The sequence below is a fragment of the Bacillus yunxiaonensis genome (assembly GCF_037104695.1).
GTDB classification, from domain to species: Bacteria; Bacillota; Bacilli; order Bacillales; family Bacillaceae_G; genus Bacillus_A; species Bacillus_A yunxiaonensis.
This window is the reverse complement of sequence record NZ_JBAWSV010000005.1, coordinates 25,752-46,257: the sequence shown is the minus strand read 5'-3', so window position 1 is coordinate 46,257 and position 20,506 is coordinate 25,752. Positions and strand designations below refer to the sequence as shown.

The 20,506-nt window shown below is 33.8% G+C and carries 19 protein-coding genes and 1 other annotated feature; of the genes, 12 read left to right on the top strand and 7 right to left on the bottom strand.

Features of this window, described 5'->3' with window-relative positions; genetic code table 11:
• The first annotated feature begins 80 nt into the window (after nt 1–80).
• The 4 genes from WAX78_RS15055 (at nt 81) to WAX78_RS15040 (ending at nt 2,867) form a co-directional block, all read left to right on the top strand.
• Nucleotides 81–896, top strand: coding sequence for an Imm26 family immunity protein (locus WAX78_RS15055; RefSeq protein WP_336481145.1), 816 nt, complete (start codon nt 81–83; stop codon nt 894–896).
• A 509-nt stretch (nt 897–1,405) separates the two neighbouring features.
• The gene (locus tag WAX78_RS15050) at nt 1,406–1,684 is read left to right on the top strand and encodes a hypothetical protein (RefSeq protein WP_336481144.1); all 279 of its coding nucleotides are present in this window, start codon (nt 1,406–1,408) and stop codon (nt 1,682–1,684) included.
• 114 nt (nt 1,685–1,798) lie between these two features.
• The gene (locus tag WAX78_RS15045) at nt 1,799–2,635 is read left to right on the top strand and encodes a hypothetical protein (protein WP_336481143.1); all 837 of its coding nucleotides are present in this window, start codon (nt 1,799–1,801) and stop codon (nt 2,633–2,635) included.
• 88 nt (nt 2,636–2,723) lie between these two features.
• The gene (locus WAX78_RS15040) at nt 2,724–2,867 is read left to right on the top strand and encodes a hypothetical protein (RefSeq protein WP_336481142.1); all 144 of its coding nucleotides are present in this window, start codon (nt 2,724–2,726) and stop codon (nt 2,865–2,867) included.
• Here the strand turns inward: WAX78_RS15040 and WAX78_RS15035 are convergent.
• On the bottom strand, nt 2,857–3,102 hold the full coding sequence (locus tag WAX78_RS15035; protein WP_413789157.1) for a hypothetical protein: 246 nt from the start codon (nt 3,100–3,102) through the stop codon (nt 2,857–2,859). The two genes, WAX78_RS15040 and WAX78_RS15035, sit on opposite strands and share 11 nt — an antisense overlap.
• A 518-nt stretch (nt 3,103–3,620) precedes the next feature.
• Here WAX78_RS15035 and WAX78_RS15030 point away from each other — a divergent pair.
• Both WAX78_RS15030 and WAX78_RS15025 read left to right on the top strand, forming a co-directional pair.
• On the top strand, nt 3,621–4,268 hold the full coding sequence (locus WAX78_RS15030; RefSeq protein WP_336481141.1) for a 2OG-Fe(II) oxygenase: 648 nt from the start codon (nt 3,621–3,623) through the stop codon (nt 4,266–4,268).
• 468 nt (nt 4,269–4,736) lie between these two features.
• A complete protein-coding gene (locus WAX78_RS15025) occupies nt 4,737–4,907 on the top strand; it encodes a hypothetical protein (protein WP_336481140.1) in 171 nt (56 codons plus the stop codon).
• Between the two features lie 940 nt (nt 4,908–5,847).
• Here the strand turns inward: WAX78_RS15025 and WAX78_RS15020 are convergent.
• A complete protein-coding gene (locus WAX78_RS15020; RefSeq protein WP_336481139.1) occupies nt 5,848–6,126 on the bottom strand; it encodes a hypothetical protein in 279 nt (92 codons plus the stop codon).
• A gap of 464 nt (nt 6,127–6,590) precedes the next feature.
• Nucleotides 6,591–6,844: a binding site (T-box leader), on the top strand.
• Between the two features lie 87 nt (nt 6,845–6,931).
• Here WAX78_RS15020 and WAX78_RS15015 point away from each other — a divergent pair.
• Together WAX78_RS15015 and WAX78_RS15010 are read left to right on the top strand one after the other, a co-directional pair.
• On the top strand, nt 6,932–7,492 hold the full coding sequence (locus tag WAX78_RS15015; protein WP_336481369.1) for a GNAT family N-acetyltransferase: 561 nt from the start codon (nt 6,932–6,934) through the stop codon (nt 7,490–7,492).
• A gap of 184 nt (nt 7,493–7,676) precedes the next feature.
• Nucleotides 7,677–8,171, top strand: coding sequence for a GNAT family N-acetyltransferase (locus tag WAX78_RS15010; RefSeq protein WP_336481138.1), 495 nt, complete (start codon nt 7,677–7,679; stop codon nt 8,169–8,171).
• Nucleotides 8,172–8,305: 134 nt separating this feature from the next.
• Here the strand turns inward: WAX78_RS15010 and WAX78_RS15005 are convergent, their stop codons facing one another.
• On the bottom strand, nt 8,306–9,745 hold the full coding sequence (locus WAX78_RS15005; protein WP_336481137.1) for an N-acetylmuramoyl-L-alanine amidase family protein: 1,440 nt from the start codon (nt 9,743–9,745) through the stop codon (nt 8,306–8,308).
• A gap of 650 nt (nt 9,746–10,395) precedes the next feature.
• Between WAX78_RS15005 and pyrE the strand changes: the two genes are divergently transcribed.
• Together pyrE and WAX78_RS14995 are read left to right on the top strand one after the other, a co-directional pair.
• Nucleotides 10,396–10,926, top strand: coding sequence for an orotate phosphoribosyltransferase (pyrE, locus tag WAX78_RS15000; protein ID WP_336481136.1), 531 nt, complete (start codon nt 10,396–10,398; stop codon nt 10,924–10,926).
• 92 nt (nt 10,927–11,018) lie between these two features.
• Nucleotides 11,019–11,765, top strand: a complete 747-nt coding sequence (locus WAX78_RS14995) for a class I SAM-dependent methyltransferase (protein ID WP_336481135.1) — start codon at nt 11,019–11,021, stop codon at nt 11,763–11,765.
• Nucleotides 11,766–12,080: 315 nt separating this feature from the next.
• Here the strand turns inward: WAX78_RS14995 and WAX78_RS14990 are convergent, their stop codons facing one another.
• Entirely contained in the window at nt 12,081–13,415 is a 1,335-nt protein-coding gene (locus WAX78_RS14990) for an MFS transporter (protein ID WP_336481134.1), read from the bottom strand.
• 681 nt (nt 13,416–14,096) lie between these two features.
• Between WAX78_RS14990 and WAX78_RS14985 the strand changes: the two genes are divergently transcribed.
• Both WAX78_RS14985 and WAX78_RS14980 read left to right on the top strand, forming a co-directional pair.
• Nucleotides 14,097–15,188 carry a DUF3626 domain-containing protein gene (locus WAX78_RS14985; RefSeq protein WP_336481133.1) on the top strand — a complete coding sequence of 364 codons (1,092 nt, stop codon included), beginning with the start codon at nt 14,097–14,099 and terminating at the stop codon, nt 15,186–15,188.
• A 1,070-nt stretch (nt 15,189–16,258) separates the two neighbouring features.
• A complete protein-coding gene (locus tag WAX78_RS14980) occupies nt 16,259–16,942 on the top strand; it encodes an HAD family hydrolase (protein ID WP_336481368.1) in 684 nt (227 codons plus the stop codon).
• 1,276 nt (nt 16,943–18,218) lie between these two features.
• Here WAX78_RS14980 and WAX78_RS14975 read toward each other — a convergent pair.
• From WAX78_RS14975 to WAX78_RS14965, 3 genes are all read right to left on the bottom strand, one after another.
• Nucleotides 18,219–18,659 (bottom strand): DUF2269 family protein, encoded by a 441-nt coding sequence (locus tag WAX78_RS14975; protein WP_230577047.1) that lies wholly within the window; start codon nt 18,657–18,659, stop codon nt 18,219–18,221.
• 18 nt (nt 18,660–18,677) lie between these two features.
• Nucleotides 18,678–19,028 carry an ASCH domain-containing protein gene (locus WAX78_RS14970; RefSeq protein WP_336481367.1) on the bottom strand — a complete coding sequence of 117 codons (351 nt, stop codon included), beginning with the start codon at nt 19,026–19,028 and terminating at the stop codon, nt 18,678–18,680.
• Between the two features lie 532 nt (nt 19,029–19,560).
• Nucleotides 19,561–20,052, bottom strand: coding sequence for a DinB family protein (locus tag WAX78_RS14965; protein WP_336481132.1), 492 nt, complete (start codon nt 20,050–20,052; stop codon nt 19,561–19,563).
• Nucleotides 20,053–20,506: the final 454 nt, after the last annotated feature.

The following is a 20,506-nucleotide window of genomic DNA, read 5'->3' as shown; positions in this document are numbered from 1 at the left end:
TTTTGTGTCTAAAAGGTACTACATGTTAACTTTTAAAGAAAATAAGTATATATATTATTTTTTGGGGAGGTGAATTAGATATGACTGTCCGATTAGGTAAAATAGATATTTTTCTTCCAGATGCAACATCCTCATACTTTTTTATTGTCGAAGACTTAGCAGGGATATTAAAAGGTGAAACAAACTACGATGCATTAAAACAGTTTCGTAAAATGCTTAGAAACGAGATAGAAAAAGATTTATACAAGCGTATCGATTTTGGTCAAGATTCAAGTGAGGTAGTAATTCGTACTACTAATGCTCTTACTATACTTAAGATCGCTGTAATTATTAATGGATTTATTAATGTTACGATTTCAGAAGAAGAAATGACAGAAACCGAACAGAAGCTCCTTTCTCACAAACGCCCTAAAAAACAAAAGTGGAAAGTGGGAGACATATTTTTGCTTAATCTTAGTAATGGTACATATGGGTTTGGACAAGTATTATGGAAACCTTTTGGTAGTCCCGTTTGTGGGCTATTTGATTTAAATACAGAGACTATTCCAACTGTAGAAAAGGTTTCAAATCATTCTTTTATCTCCGTATTAACATTACTCTCTAGTTCATTAGACAAGGGTGATTGGAAGGTGATTGGCAATGCAGATGTAAGGATTGATGTAGAGAAGGTTCCTTGGCAACATCGTGGATTGGATGTTACTGGTTCAATGAGTTATAGTGACGGTATTCTTCTTGAGTTAGCAAATGCTTATTACGGACTTTTTCCGTGGAACGTTTTCTATGAGGAAGATTATTTTGACAAAATTTTATTATCGCCATTTAAACGTCCTAACATTGCAAAAGTTTTATCACCAATAGAAAGGGAAGAATATAGAAAAGAGAAGAAGTGGAATTAAGAATAACACGGTAGCCCAAACTATCGTATTAATTTTTATCTTAAATAAATAATAGCATCAATGGTGAGCTTTTTATATTTTTGTAATACGTATGTTTATGCAAATGTAATTGAATGTGGAATGATTAGGTTGTGTTAGTAACACTTATTTTTGTCACATATATTAAAAATTGAAAAAATTCCAGTAACACTATTTTTTGTAACAAATAAAAAAACCGCCATCTAATGATGCGGGTTTGTGGATTTCGTAGTAACGGTTATTTTTGTAACTGCCCATAGTTCTCAATGAACAATATTTTGTATAAGAATTGATTTTTACCCAAAAAGGAAGATGACACAAGTCATCTTCCTTTTTATAATTGCGAATCATTTTTGGATCGTTTTGCTTGTTGTAGTCGGATATCCTTAGATGGCTTGCGATTTCATATATCAATATCGGAATCTTGTCTCTGGATTATCGCCTGAAACTGAAGATCAAAATAAAAATGAATGAAACTATCTAAAGATAGATTGCCTTATATCGTAAATGAATTACACAGCAATAAAATGTTCTTTTGTTATAAAACCATTGACTATACAAACCAAACGAACGAAGATACAGGCGAATTCACAGCTGATTACAAACGCAATAAAATGTGTGCTGGAGCAATGATATTCCTAGAAAAACAAAACACACCTAACAGACTAATGGAACTTGGTAAGAGAGCTGGCTACTTATCTAAAGATGAGCTTCTTAAACATAAAGACTGCGTTATCGATTCACTCGATGAACGAGAAATTTGCGAATAAAAGACCAAAAACTCTAACTCATTCGTGGTTTAAAATACCGATGAGCTGGAGTTTTTCTCATTGCTATATATATCTAAATAAAATAAAATATAGATTGTGAAAGGGGTTATACATGTGAAAAAAGTTATGGCGATGGTTTTAGGCTTGTTAATTGTAGCAAGTGGTTGTAGCTCGAAAGTATATGATGAGCAAATTGATTTAGGTGGAAAGGCAATAGAAAAAGGTGAATATGCAGATGCTGTGAATTCTTTCGAAAAAGCAGCAAAAGAAAAATCAACAGACGAAATCCAGAAATACATTCGATTAGCAAATGATATGCAAGATAGCGCTTCTGCATTAAAAGATGAAAAATACGAAGTGGCAATTGCAAACGCTGAAAAAGTTACTAAAGAAAAAACGGATGATAAAATATACAAATCTGCAAAAGAACAAGCAGATAAAATCATCAAAACTGCTAAGGATTCACAAGAACAAATGGAATCAGCAAAGAAAGAAATTCAATCAGGAAAAGATTTGTTAGGTCAACAAAAATATGATGAAGCCTATCAAACTTTCAAAACAGTAGCCGAAAGAAAAGAACCACAACAACTTGTAAAAGAAGCAACAACTTTAATGAATGAAGCAGTTACAGCGAAAAAACAGCATGAAGATGAACAAGAAAAGGCAAGAAAAGAGAAAGCAGAAAAAGAACAGGCTGAACAGAAAGCAAAAGAAGAAAATAAGAAACAGCAAGATACAAGCGGAAATACAGGTATTTTAACAAAAGAAGAAGCTGTAAATCTTGTACGTATTCAATATAATGTACCAGCAAGTGTGGCAGTAGAATATGATCATGACGACGAAAATGGTAATTATGTCATCCATGTGTATGAATCTCACCCAGACCATACAGCTACATTGGGATGGTATGCTGTAAATCCGAAGACGAAAAAAATACATTCGACATTATAAGATACTAGCAAATTATAAAATTGAACAAAGAGAAAAATACCAACAAAAGACTTCTATTAAATTTTACAGTTTAATAGAAGTCTTTTTTATGTCGAAAAGTATAATTTATGATAATGAAAAAAATGGAGAAATCTTTACCGCAATAATTACAGCACAAACAAAAAAAGCCGCATTTGCGACTCATGAACTTATAGAACTAACGCATGCGTTAGTTGAATTATTTACCGTTTAATCGCATCAACAATTAGCGATGGAAAACCAAGTTTATCTCCTTGATTTCTAGAATCATACCTTTTTGAACGGAAAATAACACCATCGTTCGCATCCATTCGTTGTAATAAATCTTCCCAGGTAGTTTCAACTAATAAGTTAAGTTCATCTTCTTGAGTTTGAATCCAACCTGGATTATTGTTAAATGCTCCAGCTCTAACTACTACTTTAATTTCGTTTTGTTTTATTACCATCACTTTCGCCTCATAAGAACTTTAATTCATTTCCAATCACAAGAATTGAGGAAGGGGTATCAACATGAATAGACAAAACAAGAGCAAAATGGGGGTATGTAAGTGCAAAGCAAAACAGAAAAAGGAGACAAAATAGACGCCTCCTAAGAAGAACCAAATTTATCCCACAACAACAGCGGCGTTTTGGCTAACGATTGTGCAAGTTGTGTACTGGATTATTCAGATTTGTAAGCTTTTACTTTATTAATCATCTAGAGGTATGCCCATTTTGACTCCAAATTCCCCCGAGAATGCGGTTTTTGCTAGTGTAGGTCTTCTGATTTAGAAACCCAATTTTCCTAACACAATAAGCGATAGAGAGAAAAATTATGAACCTCGATTCCAAAGTGAATCGAGGTTTTTTATGACAATAGTTAAAATACAACGGAATAGTCATTGTATTAATTTTCCTAAAAGAGTGAATAGAAAGAAAAATATGATATATTCATAATATCCAATCATTTTTAAGGGAGATGGGGAACATGACAGCGGAAAATCAAACAGTTGAAAATAAGGAACTAACGATTTTTAACCACATTGGAAACACAATTGTAACAGAAGATAGAGAAATCCAAATTATTTCAAGATTAGAAGAGCCTCTTATTGTCGTGTTAGCGAATGTATTAAGCGATGAAGAGTGTGAAATGTTAATTGAAATGTCTAAAAATAAAATGAAACGTTCTAAAATTGGTGTTTCGCGCAAAACAAATGATATTCGGACGAGTAGTGGTACATTTTTAGAAGAAAGTGAGGCCGTTACTAGAATCGAAAGACGAATCGCTTCGATCATGAATGTTCCTGTTGAACATGGAGAAGGGTTACATATTCTAAAGTATACAGTTGGCCAAGAATATAAAGCGCATTATGATTTTTTTGCAGAAAACAGTGCGGCAGCAAATAACAATCGTATTAGTACCCTTGTTATGTATTTAAATCATGTAGAAGAAGGCGGAGAGACTTTCTTTCCAAAACTCAACCTTTCTGTATCTCCGAAAAAAGGAATGGCGGTATATTTCGAATATTTTTATCAGGATGCATCATTAAACAAGCTCACTTTACATGGCGGTGCACCTGTTAGCAAAGGTGAAAAATGGGTTGCGACGCAATGGATAAGAAGAAGACCTTTGTAGTAGGATACCACTCAATTACGAGTTTTTTTTTTGAAGTAACAAACAAAGAAGAGATAGTAACCCCTATGAAATAGATATTTAGTTGTTTATAAGACTCTCTCAATTTTAAAATGAAGGAGTTTTATATTGGATTCCAGATATGTTGACTGCTGATAAAAAAAGTTATGACTTTATAAAAAACACAGCCGATTTTTACTTGTCAGCCGTGTTTTCAAAATAGAGTTTTCGGAATATATTCCAGGAGAAATAATATTTAATATTCGATGTTAATTTGTTTGGATTTTTTTCGGATAAAGCGGGGTATATTGGGTTCTAGTTTTTGAAATTGAATGACTTCCTTTCCAATCTACTTGTGGTACGGGAGGAGAGGCAGCATCAGTTTCATACGTTACATGAATAAAAACAAATTATTCCACATTTCATCTTCCTATATATGGTAAAATAGAACAAAAAAGGAGATAAGTAAACATGGGCAAAGCAATCATGTTTTGCAGTTTAGTTGTATTCATGTTTCTAACTGCCAGAACATTGAGTTTTCTTGGTAGAAGAAAGTGGAGTTTGTTTGCAAAGAGTACATGGAAACAAGATTTGTATGTATGTATTGGCATAGCGTTAACGACCATATTACTTTTCTTTTAAAAATTACAGTAAATAAAGTTTGTAGGACAAAATTGGATAGTAGCTCTTTGCGGGGAGATTACTGTTTCCTTTTGGAGGTGGAGATACATAGATATCCTATTCATTTTAAGTATTTATGCGGTATTCTTGTTCATGTTTGCAATACCAGTCGGTTTTTTTCTGCAATACTTCTTGTATAAGATTCCGTTTCTCAAATTTACAATCTGTATCTATGTGCTAGTGGGGATTTATTTTTTGATAAGGAAGTGGGTTGTCGAATTCTCCCTGCTTTCAGTGGCTATGGGTTCCTTCTGTCTTGGTTTATTGTTAGCGATATTTGTACAAAGAATCAACAGGAAAATTGAAAGTGAATTTCAAGAGGGAATAAACAAGCGTAGATGAAAGACAGATCTTCACTGACATAAACTTTTACTGTTGTTCATAATCAATGCACGGACTCCCTGGGGTTTTCATTCACATATGCTTTATTTTTAGCGTCAAATGGCATCTTATCCTTCGTGATGGTCCAATATCACTAAAATTGTGTAAGATACGTTATAACTTTACAAAAAAACACGACCGATATTTCTTGTCGGCCGCGCTTTCTTATCATACAAATTAATCATTTAAGAAATAGAGCTCACATTGTAACGAAAATATAGGTGAAGCAAATTTAATATAAAAAACATTTTATTTTACGATCATCTTTAGCAACTTATTTAATTCAACAAAAGCGAAATGGAGGACAACAAAATGTAGTAATAAGCCTAACACTTCAAAACTGAATTGTTTTCCCTATAATATCCTAATCGTTGAGATGGAAAGCCAAAATAACGATAAGAACATTCAATCCGAATACCAATACCAAGTAGGAAAAAAACGCAACAGTTGTAATGGTACTTAGAAAGAATAATGATTTTTGGCCATTTAATAATTTCATATTATCTCATTTTCCATTTAATCATACTCCAAAGAGAGCGGTCCCCCCGATCATCCAGATAAAAGGCGTAAAAAAGAGTACAGTATTTAATATTAATCCAATTTTTGACCATCCATTTTTGTCCGCTTTAAAGGAGATACATGCTAAGAGAATTCCGATTGGACAAAAAAACAAAGGCAAGAAAATAGGGAGTCCTTGAAAGGGAGTTGGAATCATTTCATATACAAAATTGATAATAAGTAAAGTTAATAATATGGGTATGAAAATAGATATAACTGCTCCTAACTTATTTACTTTCACCACAACACCACCTCTTATAAAGAAGTTTTAATATATATATTATTATATATTATTTGTAAAATTGTAAAAACCTCTATAAAGAACAATAAACATTACGAAAACAGTCTTTGAAAATAATGATTATAACTTTACAAAAAACACGGTCGATTTTACTTGTCGGTCGTGTTTTCATATGTTTGATATTAGAAAAAACATGACTTTTCACTAAAAAAAGTTTAGTGACAGAAAGGACGAAAGCAAACAAAAACATCAATTCGAGATAAGGGGCATCTCTGGACACAGTGTTAGTTGCCACTTGTGGTACAAGAGAAGATTCAAAAGCGAATGTATCAATGAGCATTTGTTTTGCGGAGAATTTAAATTACTATGTAAATTAGACTTTCAATTCGAAATGATATAAAACGAATAGTTGGAATTGTTTACAAATTCACAAAATGGTGATAATATATTACAAAATTGAAAAAATACAAGCGCTGAAGAGAAGAGTAGTTAAGGTTTGATTGTTTACAGAGAGCTCCTTCTAAGCTGAAAGGGAGTAATAATCTACTTAATGAAGAAAGCCTCGGAGCTTCTTGCCAAGCTAATTAAAAAATTAGGGATTGCAAGACGGATTCTTCCGATATAAGGATAGGGTATAATCTGTACCCGAAGAGGTTGATGTAGTGATACATCAACGAACTGAGGTGGTACCACGAAAGCTACAGCTCTCGTCCTCAAGATAGTTATCTTGGGGGTGGGAGCTTTTTTTATTGTTTAGATGATAATCAAAATTAGAAAAATAGTTTATCAATGGGGGCGTATTGTAATGAATCCAATATTATTAAATGTTCCACCTCAAATAGAAACAGAAAGACTCATACTACGAGCACCCTTACAATCTGGGGACGGAAGTATTGTAAATGCAGCGATAAAAGACTCCTTTAATGAGTTAAAAGCATGGTTACCCTTTGCACAAAACATTCCTGCTGTTGAAGAAACAGAAATGAACCTGAGAGAAGCACATATAAAGTTTTTAAAAAGAGAGAGTTTTCGTTTTCTTATTTTTCATAAAAATACCAATGATTTCATTGGAACAGCAAGTCTTCAGGGAATAAACTGGGACATTCCTAAATGTGAAATTGGTTACTGGATCCATACAAAATTTGGCGGGAATGGATATATGATAGAAGCCGTAAAAGAATTAACTAATTTTGGATTAAACCAAATTCAATTTAAAAGAATTGAAATTAGGTGTGAATCCGCAAACATAAAAAGTCGCTCCATCCCTGAGAAGTTAGGATTTGAGTTAGAGGGGATACTAAAAAATGAAGATTTATCCGCAGATGGAAGGAAACTAACTAACACTTGTATTTATGCCATCACTTAATCAGTTACAAAATGGAATGAATTGTATTGAGCACTTGAACTAAATAAGTGAAACGAGTATATGTACAAAAACACTAGCTTTCTATGCATTTGAGGGAACGTAATAATATCAAGAAAAGGTGTTAGTGTCAGAACATATATTAATTTCCGAGAACGAAGGTTATCTTAAAGAAGGAGAAATGAATATGCCAGAACTACATACAAGTCGTCTCATTATGACTACATTTACAATTGAAATGATGGAAAAGGTACTAATCGACAAAGATGCTTTTTCGAAGGAGTTTTCGTTCAATATTCATTCCGAGTGGCCTTTACCAGAATATCAACAATTCTTTCCTTATAAGATTAATAAGTTTAAAGAAACACCGATAGAAAATAAGTGGGAAGGACTAATCATACATAAAGAAACGAACACAATTATAGGTGACATGGGGTTCAAGGGTAGTCCTAATGAGGAAGGAGCTATAAACATAGGGTATAGCATAGTACCCGATCAAAGGGGAAAAGGTTATGCTAGTGAAATGGGAAAGGCACTTGTTCAATGGGGACTTGCTCAAACAGGTGTTAAGAAAATTGTAGCTACATGTTCCCCAGATAATCATCCGTCTATTAAGGTTTTACAGAAAATTGGATTACGATTTACCGAAGGTAAAAAAGGGAAACTATACTGGACTACGTAATCAGTATGGTTTCCGATAACATGGATTATGACTTTTCAAAAAACGAGGCCGATATCACTTGTCGGCCATGTTATTTCTCAATAAAAAAAGTACAAACCTTCTGAGTGAGGTTTGTACTTTTTTATATTATATAATTATCTTGTTGGTATCCAAGCACCATTTCCATCTACCCAGTAACCATTTAACCAAGTATTCCTAACCATTCCTCCAGTAGATGTATCCAAGTAGTACCATGTACCATTTATTTCTTTCCACCCTTTTACCATTGAGCCATCTTCATTAAAATAATACCAAGTATCTTTCAACTCAAGCCAGCCCGTTGCCATTGAACCATCTCTTTTTAAATAATACTTCTTATCTTGAAGAGATAACCAGCTTGCTACTGCACCATTATCATTTAAGTAATACCATTTTCCACTATCTTGTACCCAGCCTGTTACTTTTACACCATTACGATCTAAATAATATCGTTTACCGTCTTCTATTTTCCAACCTGTTTTCACACGATTCCAGTTTGTCACGCTTGTTCCATCTTCGTTAAACTTATACCAATTTTTTCCTAACAATGCCCAACCTGTCGTCATTTCGCCACTCTGTTCGAGGTGGTAAAAATACCCATTTATATATATCCAACTTGTTTGCATATTTCCACCATCTATGTAATACCACTTTCCATTTTCATATAACCAGCCTGTTTTTGCTTCTCCGTTATTCTCTAGATAAATCCAACCTATTCCATTATTTACCCAACCTATTGCCATTTCACCGTTGTCTTTAAAGTAATAACTTTTTCCATTTACCCCTGTCCGGCCTATTGCCATCTCTCCATTGTCTTTTAAGTAATACCATTTTCCATTTATCAGTTTCCAACCGGTCAACATCTCACCGTTATCTTGAAGGTAGTACCACTTTTCATTCACTAGTGTCCAGCCCGTTTTCATTTGTCCTGTATATTCATCTAAGTAATACCATTTTCTGCCTTCGTACAACCAGCCAGTAGCAAGTTCTAATGTTTTAGCATCAACATAATACCAATGGCTTGCCCCATTCAACGCTATATAATTCCAACCAACTGGAGGAGCTTGTAATGTAATGTCACCATCACTTAAATCTTCCAAACTCTCATAATCTGCAAGCTTGATTTCTTCATATACATTAGAATTATATGCCGCTAATGATTTATACCAAGGAGAAATCCTATGAATTTCCCACGTACCGATTTGTCCGTAATTGAATTCACTTCTATAAATAGTCTCATACCTTTTGGTTTGTTCATTATAGTGTAAGTATATAATTTGATATTGTTCTTTGTCCTCTTCATTTAAAGATGGAAGAATATATTCTACCTGAAGTACTTCACCTTCTTTGGGTTTTACGATTTCTTCATTTACCTCCACACTAATTTGAACGTTGATTTCTTTACCAAAAGGCACCTCGTTTGGCGTTACATGAACGCTTTTAATCCAATTAATATGTTCTGTTTCCGCACCTACTTCTTTACTAAACACCACGCTCATCATAACCATGACTACAAGCATCATCGCTTGCATCGAAATTTTTCGCATCGTACCCATATGTATGTAGCCTCCTGCAGCTATAAAATTGCGACTTGTCATTCCCCCCTGAAAGTTTTTATTGTTACGAATATAACGATAAAAACTTTCAGGGGGGAAAACAGACAAATCTAGAATAGTATAGCAAACCCAAAAATTATCTTACATTTCTTTTTTATTATCTATTAAAATTGGAATATTATATTTTGAAAACATAAAAAAGTCCCTGCAAAGCATAATCGCTCCGCAATGGCTCTTTGTCGTTTAATTATTTTACTTTTACTCAAATGTTACGTTATGTAAATCTAACAAAGCTTCTTTTTATCAATCTTTTTTTTATGTATTATTCAATCGCAGTGATGAATGATTTAATAATAAAGAAGAAGTCTCCATGTCAAAGGGATAAGGATTAGATGAAGAGTAAATATGATTCTAGAATATTTTGTATTTCTTTTTAGATTTGCGGTTCCATTTGTTAAAATTAGAAGTTTGTCTTCAGATTATCGCGATAATCTGAAGACAAAAATAAGATAAGTAACATGATAAATCTAATAATGAGAATTAACAGAAAAATTGAAATATGATAAATTAGATAATAGACGATATAGAAAATACCTAAAGTTCTTTCATGTTATATTAATTTATTCATCATATGTAAAGGGGAGTATATTATGGAAAAGGAATTATTAGCGAAAAAAATTTATGATATTTCACATATTGAAGGAGAGTTCAAGTTAAGATCTGGAACAGTTTCAAATGAATACTTTGATAAATACTTATTTGAATCAAATCCAGAGCTTCTTCGAAATATTGCTGAATATTTGTCGGAGCTAATCCCAAGTGATACAGAAGTTTTAGCAGGTTTAGAAATGGGTGGTATTCCAATAGCTACAGCATTATCTTTAAAAACAGGTATACCTGCCGTATATGTAAGAAAAAAGGCAAAAGAATACGGAACATGTAAATTAGCAGAAGGAATTTCTATAGAAAATAAAAATGTATGTATCGTTGAAGATGTTGTAACAACAGGGGGACAAATAAAACTAAGTGCTGAGGATCTTAAACAATATGGGGCCAAAGTACAGAATGTCCTATGTGTTATCGAAAGAACTCCAACCTCAAAAGAAAATCTAAAAAGTGCGGACTTAGAATTACTATCTTTATTTACAATGGAAGAATTAAAAGCGAGTAAAATATTATAATTATTGGAACTAGCTAGCATCACATTTATAGTAATGCTATCTTTCTTATTGTTTGTGCTTAAATTAAATATGGGGAAATTAGGAGATTTATTATGAGGACTGAATTTAATAATAAAACGAAAGAATATGCGATTGGTAGGCCGACTTATCCAGAAGAAGTTATAAATAAAATGAAAGAACTTGGAATTGGAAAACAGTCTATAATCGCTGATATTGGTGCAGGAACAGGGCTACTTACTCATATGTTATGCGGGTTAGGTTGCAAAGTTTTGGCGGTTGAGCCAAATGAAGAGATGCTTAATGAGTGCAAGCGATATTGTTCAACTAATAGAAATATTGAATATATCAATGCACCTGCTGAAAAAACTCAATTAAAAGAACATAGTATAGATGTAATTACGATTGCACAGGCATTCCACTGGTTCGATAAACAATTGTGCAAAGCAGAATTCCAACGGATTTTGAAAGAAGATGGCTATGTTATTATTTTATGGAACGACATGCAGAAAGACAGTGGATTTGCAAAAGAATATATAAATACTGTCTACAAGTATAAAATTAAAACAACAGCTGGAATTTCCAATTTTGACCCTGATAAAGAGAAGTTTGATTTTTTCGGACAAGATTATATAAAAATATATTATGATAATTGGCAATCAGTAACGGAGGAAGGTTTAATTGGGAATGCACTGTCGTTATCCTACACACCATCTAAATTAGATAGTAATTATGATGAATTTCTTCAAGAGATTCATCATCTGTTCTTGAAATATCAACAAGATGGAAAAGTCACTTTTCATTACAAAACAGAGATTTGTATTTGTAGATTTGCAAAGTAATGATTTAGTGAAAATCGGCATTTTTTAAGTAAAGATCGGTCGGAAAATAAAAAATAACCCCGATAAAAAACACTTGGAGATTACCAAGTGTTTTTTTTATGTGATAAATTTACTTCTAATTTTAATGCAATTTTTATTGTTTTTTAGATTGTAAAATAAAATGTTGATTTTAATTTTCGCCAGGTTATCTGAACTACTTAGATCAAAATGGGTGCCTTTTGTTTCATTAAATCATATTTCAAGCGATGTATTCGTGATCAACAAATACTTTTAGATGGATCGCGATTCCATATGTCGATATCAAAACAATTGACATTATGCTTTTTGACTATGAACAACTTTAGAATCTCTTAATGAAGAGTTTTGTTTCCCTGGTTTCACAAAAACCATGGCTATCATGCCTATTATGACTGCAATTGCAGCAGCAATAAACATTGCTTGATATCCATGTTTGACAACAAGGCTGCCTGTTAAAGTTGGAGCAATGATCGTAGCGAGATTTGCAATGAAATGAGTTACGCCGCCAAATGTGCCCGCTTTATTTGGCTCAGTATCTAATACAACCGTCCAGTAAATCGAGTTCGGTAAGTAATTGAATGCATTCCCTATGCACATTAAGGTGAGTACCATTGCAGGACTCTTGACAGTCGGAATGAGCATAAAACAGATAGCTGTACAAAATAAAGAAGCGACTGTAAACCAAGATCTTGCAAGACGTAGATTCCCCGTTTTTTCACGTATTTTATCTGAAATTTTCCCGCCTAATAATCCTGTAAAAATAGCACCAACCCATGGAATCATTCCTAAATAACCAAGCGAGGCTAATGAAAATCCAAATTCATCTTGCAAATATTTAGGAGTCCAGGTCAATAGTAAAATATTCACATATAAAAACGCAAAATACCCAATGGCATTCATGACTAAGGTAGGGTTTTTGAAAAAATGGTACCAAGGTGTATGTATTTGATGATTGTTTTCGAATTGACTTTCACCAACAAGTAAGCTATCCGTATTTCGAATTTCTTGCAGTTCTATTTCTGAAACCTTTGGATGATTTTCAGGCAAATCCGTAAAGACTTTAGACCATACGATTGTCCATAGCAATCCTACTATACCTAAAATAATGAACGTGATCTTCCAGTTGGTAACAGAGAGAAGACCAACAACAATTGGTGCAGTAACGAGAGCACCTACTGGTGTTCCGATTAATCCAAGTGCTACAGCGAAGCCTTTTTCCTTTGGCGAAACCCAGTTAGCCATTGTTCGATTCATCGTTGAGAATGTAGGACCTTCCGCAAAACCAAATAATACTCTAAACACAGCGAAACCAGCTAATGCTGAACCACCAAATAGCGCAGCGCCTACTTGCCCAGCAAATATTGTTCCTAATTCAAAGATTGACCAGCTAGCACCAGCAAGAATCCACATAAATTTCGGTCCCTTTTTATCCGCAAGTGCTCCGCCAAATAAGGCACCAAAGATGTATCCATATCCAAAGTAGCCGAGAATTGCCCCCCAACTTACAGGATTTAAGTGGAATTCTTTTATAATCGCAGATTGTGCATATGAAAGTGCACCTCTATCTATATAATTAATAACAGTCATGAGAACAATCATTAAAATGATAAAATATCTATATTTATTCTTCATCATGTGCCCCCTTATTTTCATGGATATGTTAGCGCAGCTGTAGTAGATTTATTCACATTGAAACGAAACAAGTAAGTAAAACAACAATTGATAAAACGAAACATTCTTTATGTAATTCAAAAATAATAACTTCTTTTAAATTTTGTATGCTTCATCCAAAAAGTGAAGTAACGTGGTTATGATTAGTGATATTCCGCAAAGTGTTGAACCTATAAGAAATTCAATCTTTTCTCCCCGCTTTCTAAGTAAGCTAGAAAATTGAAAATGTAACATAATATTTAGATGTTCGTTACATTATTTCCTAATTATTTCACCTCCTTAACTGTAAAATATAGAATTTTTAGAAAATACTGTCTGTTTGATATTTAATCATAGTTAAGTTATGCATAAAAGTCAATATACAGATGTTTGTTGAAGATATTACCAGCACTGTGAATATCACACGATGTTGGTGTATCCACATGAATAATAATTCATATTTTTCCATTCATAAACACTTGAAATGTTCAGTAAAGAATAAGTCGAAATACTTTTCAGAAGGATTCGTTCAATCTCATATTGAAATTTAGCTAAGTACTTTTAAATCTATGGCTTGGGGAACAGATTGTGAATCAAACTTCATTTGAAATACAAGGATAACAAATTATACTAAGGGAATTTATTGAAAGGGGAGATCTATGCATGGAATTATCAAGGTCTCAACTATTGGCTTTGGAGCATATTACAAAGTATGCAAGGAACTATAAACATGAGGCTAAAGCAACAATTAATCACATACTTAAAATGTCTAATATCTCGGATGAAATTTTTGAGAATGCTGTTGCTAATTTAAAGTCTCACGCAAAGATTGGTCTACATTTTCATCCAGATAGACCAGATTCGACTATGAAAAGCGTTGCTGAAGCACTGCTTGAGCAGGGAATATATAAGAGCCAGTTTGAAACATTATTATCTAACGGCAGCGTCTCCGCTTACCCTGGTGGTGAACGCGACCTCTGGGAGAAAAGAATTTTTGGAGGAGCATATCAACTGGAGTGCACAACTAATAACCAACGGCCTAAATATGGGGCACTAAATTTGATGTTACATTCAGATGGGCCTGCTCCACGTTTTGGGTCATGCTATTTTCTATTATCCCCTGAGGTTTCTCATCGTTCCACATACACGTATTTGGATTCGCATCAAGACCCAAAAGAAAAGGGGACTTATGAAGAGTTTGACATCATTTTGGCTGCTCTCTTGGAAGAGGCGTTCTTAAGAGATTTTGCAATCGGTGAAAGAAATTTGACGCCAGCAAGATTAATCAATCATTTGCTGGTTAATTTGGAAAGGCCGTTTACGGACCTAGCAAACAAAGAGCCAAACCGCAATCTTAACCACTATATTGAAGCACAGGTTCATGGGGATATTTCTCTTAAAGAAGACGTGGAAGCGCTTGTTGCAGATCCTTCATTCAAGGACACTCAAGTAGGGAGAACCTTAGAACAAATATGCCTTAAGTATTCTATTAATCTTAATTGGCACATGGGCTTTGTACTTATGGTAGACGAGGTTCCTGCGGATTTTAGAGGTCCAACAATGCCTTCCTTGGCAAGACGTATTGCACGAAATGATTTTATTGATGCGAACATAATTGGATCTGCTGTAATGGACTTGAAACGAAATCCAGTATCTTGGAGTGATCGCGGAACTTATAAGGAGGTGCTTCAGGAATTAAAACTATTGTGGCACGTTTTAGTGAGATATGGAAAGCCGAATCGAAAATTGAACTAAATGTCGCTTTTAAATAAAGTCATGGTGTTTATCTAAAGGGGTGTTTTTATAGTGAAAAGTGAAAAGAAGATCTGAACTGAAAGGCGGATTAAGGAATTGTTGAGTAGCAATAAAGTTACTCCACTAAAGGCCCAGATAATTGAATAAGCAGCTGCACAAATCTCTACTTTTTTATGCAGTTGCTAGGTTTCTTCGTTTTGTTAGCGGTACATGCCCATCAACCTAACAAAAATAAACTACCTCAAAATGATAAAACTGAGCAACTCAGGCAAAAACCTTGCTTTGGGGTAATAGGCCCAGATCGTAAAAGGCTATTCCATCACCTCTTCAAAGCGTAACTACAATAAGGACAAGCCAGTTTTTTTTATTTAGATTCAATAAATCACAAACAAGATTAGAATTATCAAAGACAAAGATATAATGTGGCACATTATATCGAAAAAAAGAAGAATAAATACAGGTATAGAAATTCGGCATGTTCTATCTTTTTTTGTACTACAAATGACCTCATTTACTACAACAACATTTTCATAATTGTTGTAGTAAGAAATCCTATTGATTACTGTTGTTTTATAAAAAAGATAGATCATTTAAAACAAAGTTCGATTATTTATAATAAAGATTGATCATTTATAATAAAGTTTGATTAAAAATCCTGTGTGAATATGCAGGGTTTTTTCTTGTTCAACAATCGGGCCATATTGTGGAATACCATATTTAATTGATCGTGAAGAATATGAAAAAATGTATTAAGTTAACGTGGCAAAAGAACAGGAAGGAGTTTTTGGTAGTCATAGGGAATTTAGAATATTAAGTAGATAAGTTATATAGGGGCACTGCCGACAAAACGCGATTATACACTAAGACGTTTTTGGGAAGTTAAACCCCTGATTTTTCTACGCCAAGCAGAAGTATCATGTTTTTTTATAACCGTGGGGGACGCAGTGTGACACCTTATGGTGATGTCCAATACCACCTACGTACAACATTCAGTAACTGGGCAAGAATGACTAGGGATTATTTATATAATGTGAGAAAGGCTGTGAAGTTGTTTGAGTGGTTATAAAGCAATGATATTTGATTTAGATGATACCTTACTTGATAGGGATAAGGCAGTAGATAAATTGTTTTCAATTATTTTAGATAAGTGTTATGGGGATGTTAAACAACATTCAGTAAAAAACGAAATGTTGCAGAAATTCAAGGAATATGATAAAAGAAGCTATGGCTACAGTGACAAAGTAAAAGTTTTGGAATCATTTTTTGATGAATTTCCACCAAAATATAGATTGCCAAGCAATGACATTCAGGATTTTTGGAATAATAATTTTCCACATTGTTTTTCTATAGACCAAAATACTATTAATATCATAAACACTATAAAGAAGCATGTTAAAGTTGCAATTATTACAAACGGTTCAACTCAGAGACAAAAAGCTAAAATAATGAACACTAATTTAAATAGTTTTTTTGATATAATAATTATTTCTGAAGAAGTGGGATTTAGTAAACCTGACAAACGCATATTTGAATTAGCATTAAATAAGCTTAATGTGCAACCGGAAACGGTATTATTCGTTGGAGACGATCTAGAAAGGGATATTGGTGGTTGTCAAAATGCAAATATAAAGGGCATATGGTTCAATCCTTATATGATCAAGAATGATACTGAAATAAAACCATATGCCGAGATCAATTCTTTTGATAAATTACTAAGTTATTTTACATATTCAGCATTTTCGTTATTCCGTTAACGGGCGCTTTAATTGAGCAAGGATAACAAAAAATTATCAAACTTTTTTATAAAAGGATGAGTCAATTGAATATAGAAAAAGCGTGTTTTGATCAATCTTTTTTTCAAAACACACTTTTTCTATTTGCCTCTTTTATCAAGGTTTATTAGGTTAATTTAATCAAACTTTATTTCAAGGATACAATTACACTCAAATCACGTACGTTAGGAAACGAAAAGTGGTTCCTTGAGTTATCAAGACCTAAATTATAAAAATTCATAAAATAAAAAGACTATCACATATTAGTCATGATTAACATGTGATAGCCTTTTTATTTGTTAGTTATGCTACATATTTGTCGAGTGACAATGATTAGGTATACTGCAATGAAGCATGAGTTTAGTATGAAAAAAAATTTATAGCATAAAAAAGGAAGGTGACGAAAGTTATCTTTCTTTTTTTATGCTTGCGAATCATTTTTCGATTTTTGTGCTTGTGAGCATCAGCTATCCTTAGATGGCTTGCGATTCCATATGCTGACATCGCAATGTTGTCTTTTGATTGTAGCGATATCGGAACAATCAAAAAATCTAGAGTGAGATGTTATGTTAACAAAAAGGTTGTTTATTTAATTATTTTTCCTTGTTCTATAAAGCAAGTACACACCAACTAAAAATAGAAGCATTCCTATCTGCCAATATATTCTGTTCACGTCTTGAAACAAGATAAATTCCCAATATTCAGAAGTATAATTCCAATGCTTGTATGGATATATAAGTATTACTGGTATCAATCCAAAGATAGAAGAAACTGTTCCGATTACAGTTAAAAATATCCCTAACAGCTTGATAACTATCTCCCCTTTATGATAATAAATTTAGTGTAATTTTACACCTAAAGGAAATAATTGTAAATAATAATATCTGAGTTTTATAGAATTTATTACCTGGTTATTTAGTCAGTTATTGGTTTGGAATAAAGTTTGATGTAGATTTGAAATAAAGTCGTACCGTTTATAACTAAAGTAATTGTTGCTGTAAATGTGCTTTTCATGAGGATGTGTTGTTGTTGTAAATGAGGTCATGCAGAGGTCTATAAAATTAAAAAAGTACACCACTTTCATTAAGCGGTGTACCAATATTTATATAATATGTAACATTATATAGAACCTCTTGTTTTTGTAAGAGAGGATAGCTATTGCAATTTCTTTATTTTACATAGTAGGCTTGTCCTTATTCCATGCCGCCCGGCGAATTCAAACGGCAATCACACAAAGCCGCTATCCGCCCTAGATCTATCACCCCTGCCACAACGCAGGCTTTGTCACCATGAACCATAACATCGCCATTAAAAGAACAATGTAAATCCAAACAGAACGCCGCAACAATTGAATCAAGGCGTCCTTGTCTTGGCCGGTTTCACTGAATTTCCGAATGGTCGGCGAAAAGGCGCGGGCCAGGAAAAATAATGAACTCGCCATGAGAATAAGGGTCATCACTATCCAAGGGGTCTTCCAAGTCCAAGGGCCCGCCAGTACAAGCAGAACCCCGGATGCAACCAGCACATGCCCGGCATGCTTGGCCAGCCTGACCGAAAATCGGAATACATCCAGATAAGCCTGCTGTGTTCGGGCCTCTGAAGCCCGCAGTTTTTTGATGAGCGGAAGCAATACAAAAAACGGGCCGATGGATAAGATTACACTGAAAATATGTACATACAGAAGAAGTCGATACAACATGTCCATCCTTATATCACATTAACCTTCGATGGGACGGAACTCATGAACCCAAACTCTCATCTTTGGCAGCCACGGCATGCCAGGGTGAAGAGACAGGATAGATTGCTTATATTCCTCCACATTCGCATAGCCTTCTTGATGGGCATGCTCATCAGTCAATTCGCCAAGTGACTGCGAATAGACCTTCTCCACAACATATCGGTGACCTTGAAGCTCCATCACTTCCCCGACATCCGCATATCTCCCGTTGCGGCGAGTAGCCGTTTTCTGTCCTGCAAGCACTTTTTCAATGTCCTCCTGAATCGTGATGAGACGTTCAATCGTACATGTTTTTGGCGGTAAAGCGTTCGTTTCATTTTGGTTTGTCATCCGAGTCACTCTCCTTTTTTTATTTAAACATAAGTCTACTTTATCATATAAAAAAATTATTCTATATAGCAAGTTTCTACTTAATAGGGATAACAAACTTTCATACAATGTTTATACGATAAACACCAATAATGGGAAAAAGCAGCGCTTGGTTTTGGTGCAAAAACCTCAAGATAATTGCAATTAATCTCTGAATCTTGGACATATTGATACTAGTACTCTAAAAAAGGGATGTAATCGGTATGGAAAATCAAAATTTGTTCAAATGGAAGTTTCACTTTATCTCTCTATAGTTGTCTACGAAAATTCAGTTCATTTTTTCATTTTGGGGAACAAGAGATTTCTTAAGTTGATGGCGATGTGGCGGTACCCCATAGAAATATAGTAAAAGCTTATTCCATAATTGGGAGCATAAGTGGAGTAACGAAAAAAACCCCAATTTAACTGAGAAATTGGGGTTTTATTTGATGTAACAGTTAGCCACTTTCAATTGTTTTTTTAGGTGTGAAACTCAAGCAATTTTAATCATCGTTTATAAATATGAACGCTGAGCTGGCCATGAACCTTGGAGTTTGCGAAGTTGTACAATTTGTCCTGTATGATAAGCATCGTGCAAAAGGATATTAAGATATTGTTGCCAAACTGGTAGAGAAGGACTTGGTTCATCCAGTTCTGCTTCTTGAAGGGATGTTAATGAAGATTGTAAGGCATCATGTACTTGAAGTGTTCGCTTCACTGTTTGTTGCCAAGCATCATCATCATTAGGTCCACCTTGGACAAACGTGTCATCATTATTTTGTGGAGCAACAAATGTGTCATCTTGATGTAAGCGGGAAAGTAAGCGTTCTTTAAAGGTTAGTAAATGGTTTACATTTTCCCAAATCGTATTACTGGCCTTTCCTTCTGGTTGCCAACATGCTTGTGCAGCGGTAAGATTCTTTAACGCTTCTGATATCGGTGGGTACCATTCTTCTTCGTAAAAAACTTGCTTGACTCCATTTTGCAACATTTCTTTTTTACTCATTAGTATAGCCTCCTTTTTTATAATTTTCCAAGAAAATACAGAATAGTTAAAATATACATGGTCTTTATATCTGTGGAGCCCAATCGTTGAAGATTTCACTCAGACAAATCTGAAAACAATGCTCGGTAAGATCGCTTCTAAATGGGAAGTATATCTGATGACTTATTGGCATCAAAAACAATGGATATATGATAGTAGTGTATTTTTAAATGAAATAAAAAATTCTTATTAAACTAAAGCATGCGTTAGTTACATTAGGACTAAAATAGCCTGTATCAATGATTACTTGGTAATCATTGATACAGGCTTTATTTTTCAGTAACTAAATGTCCTTATATATATTTAAAACATGTTGGTCCTTTTCTATTTTTTGAAATATCAACAATTATCTTTAATAGAGAGAAATAATAAAAATTTAGAATGAGATGTGTGTCTGTTAGAAAATCAGACGTTA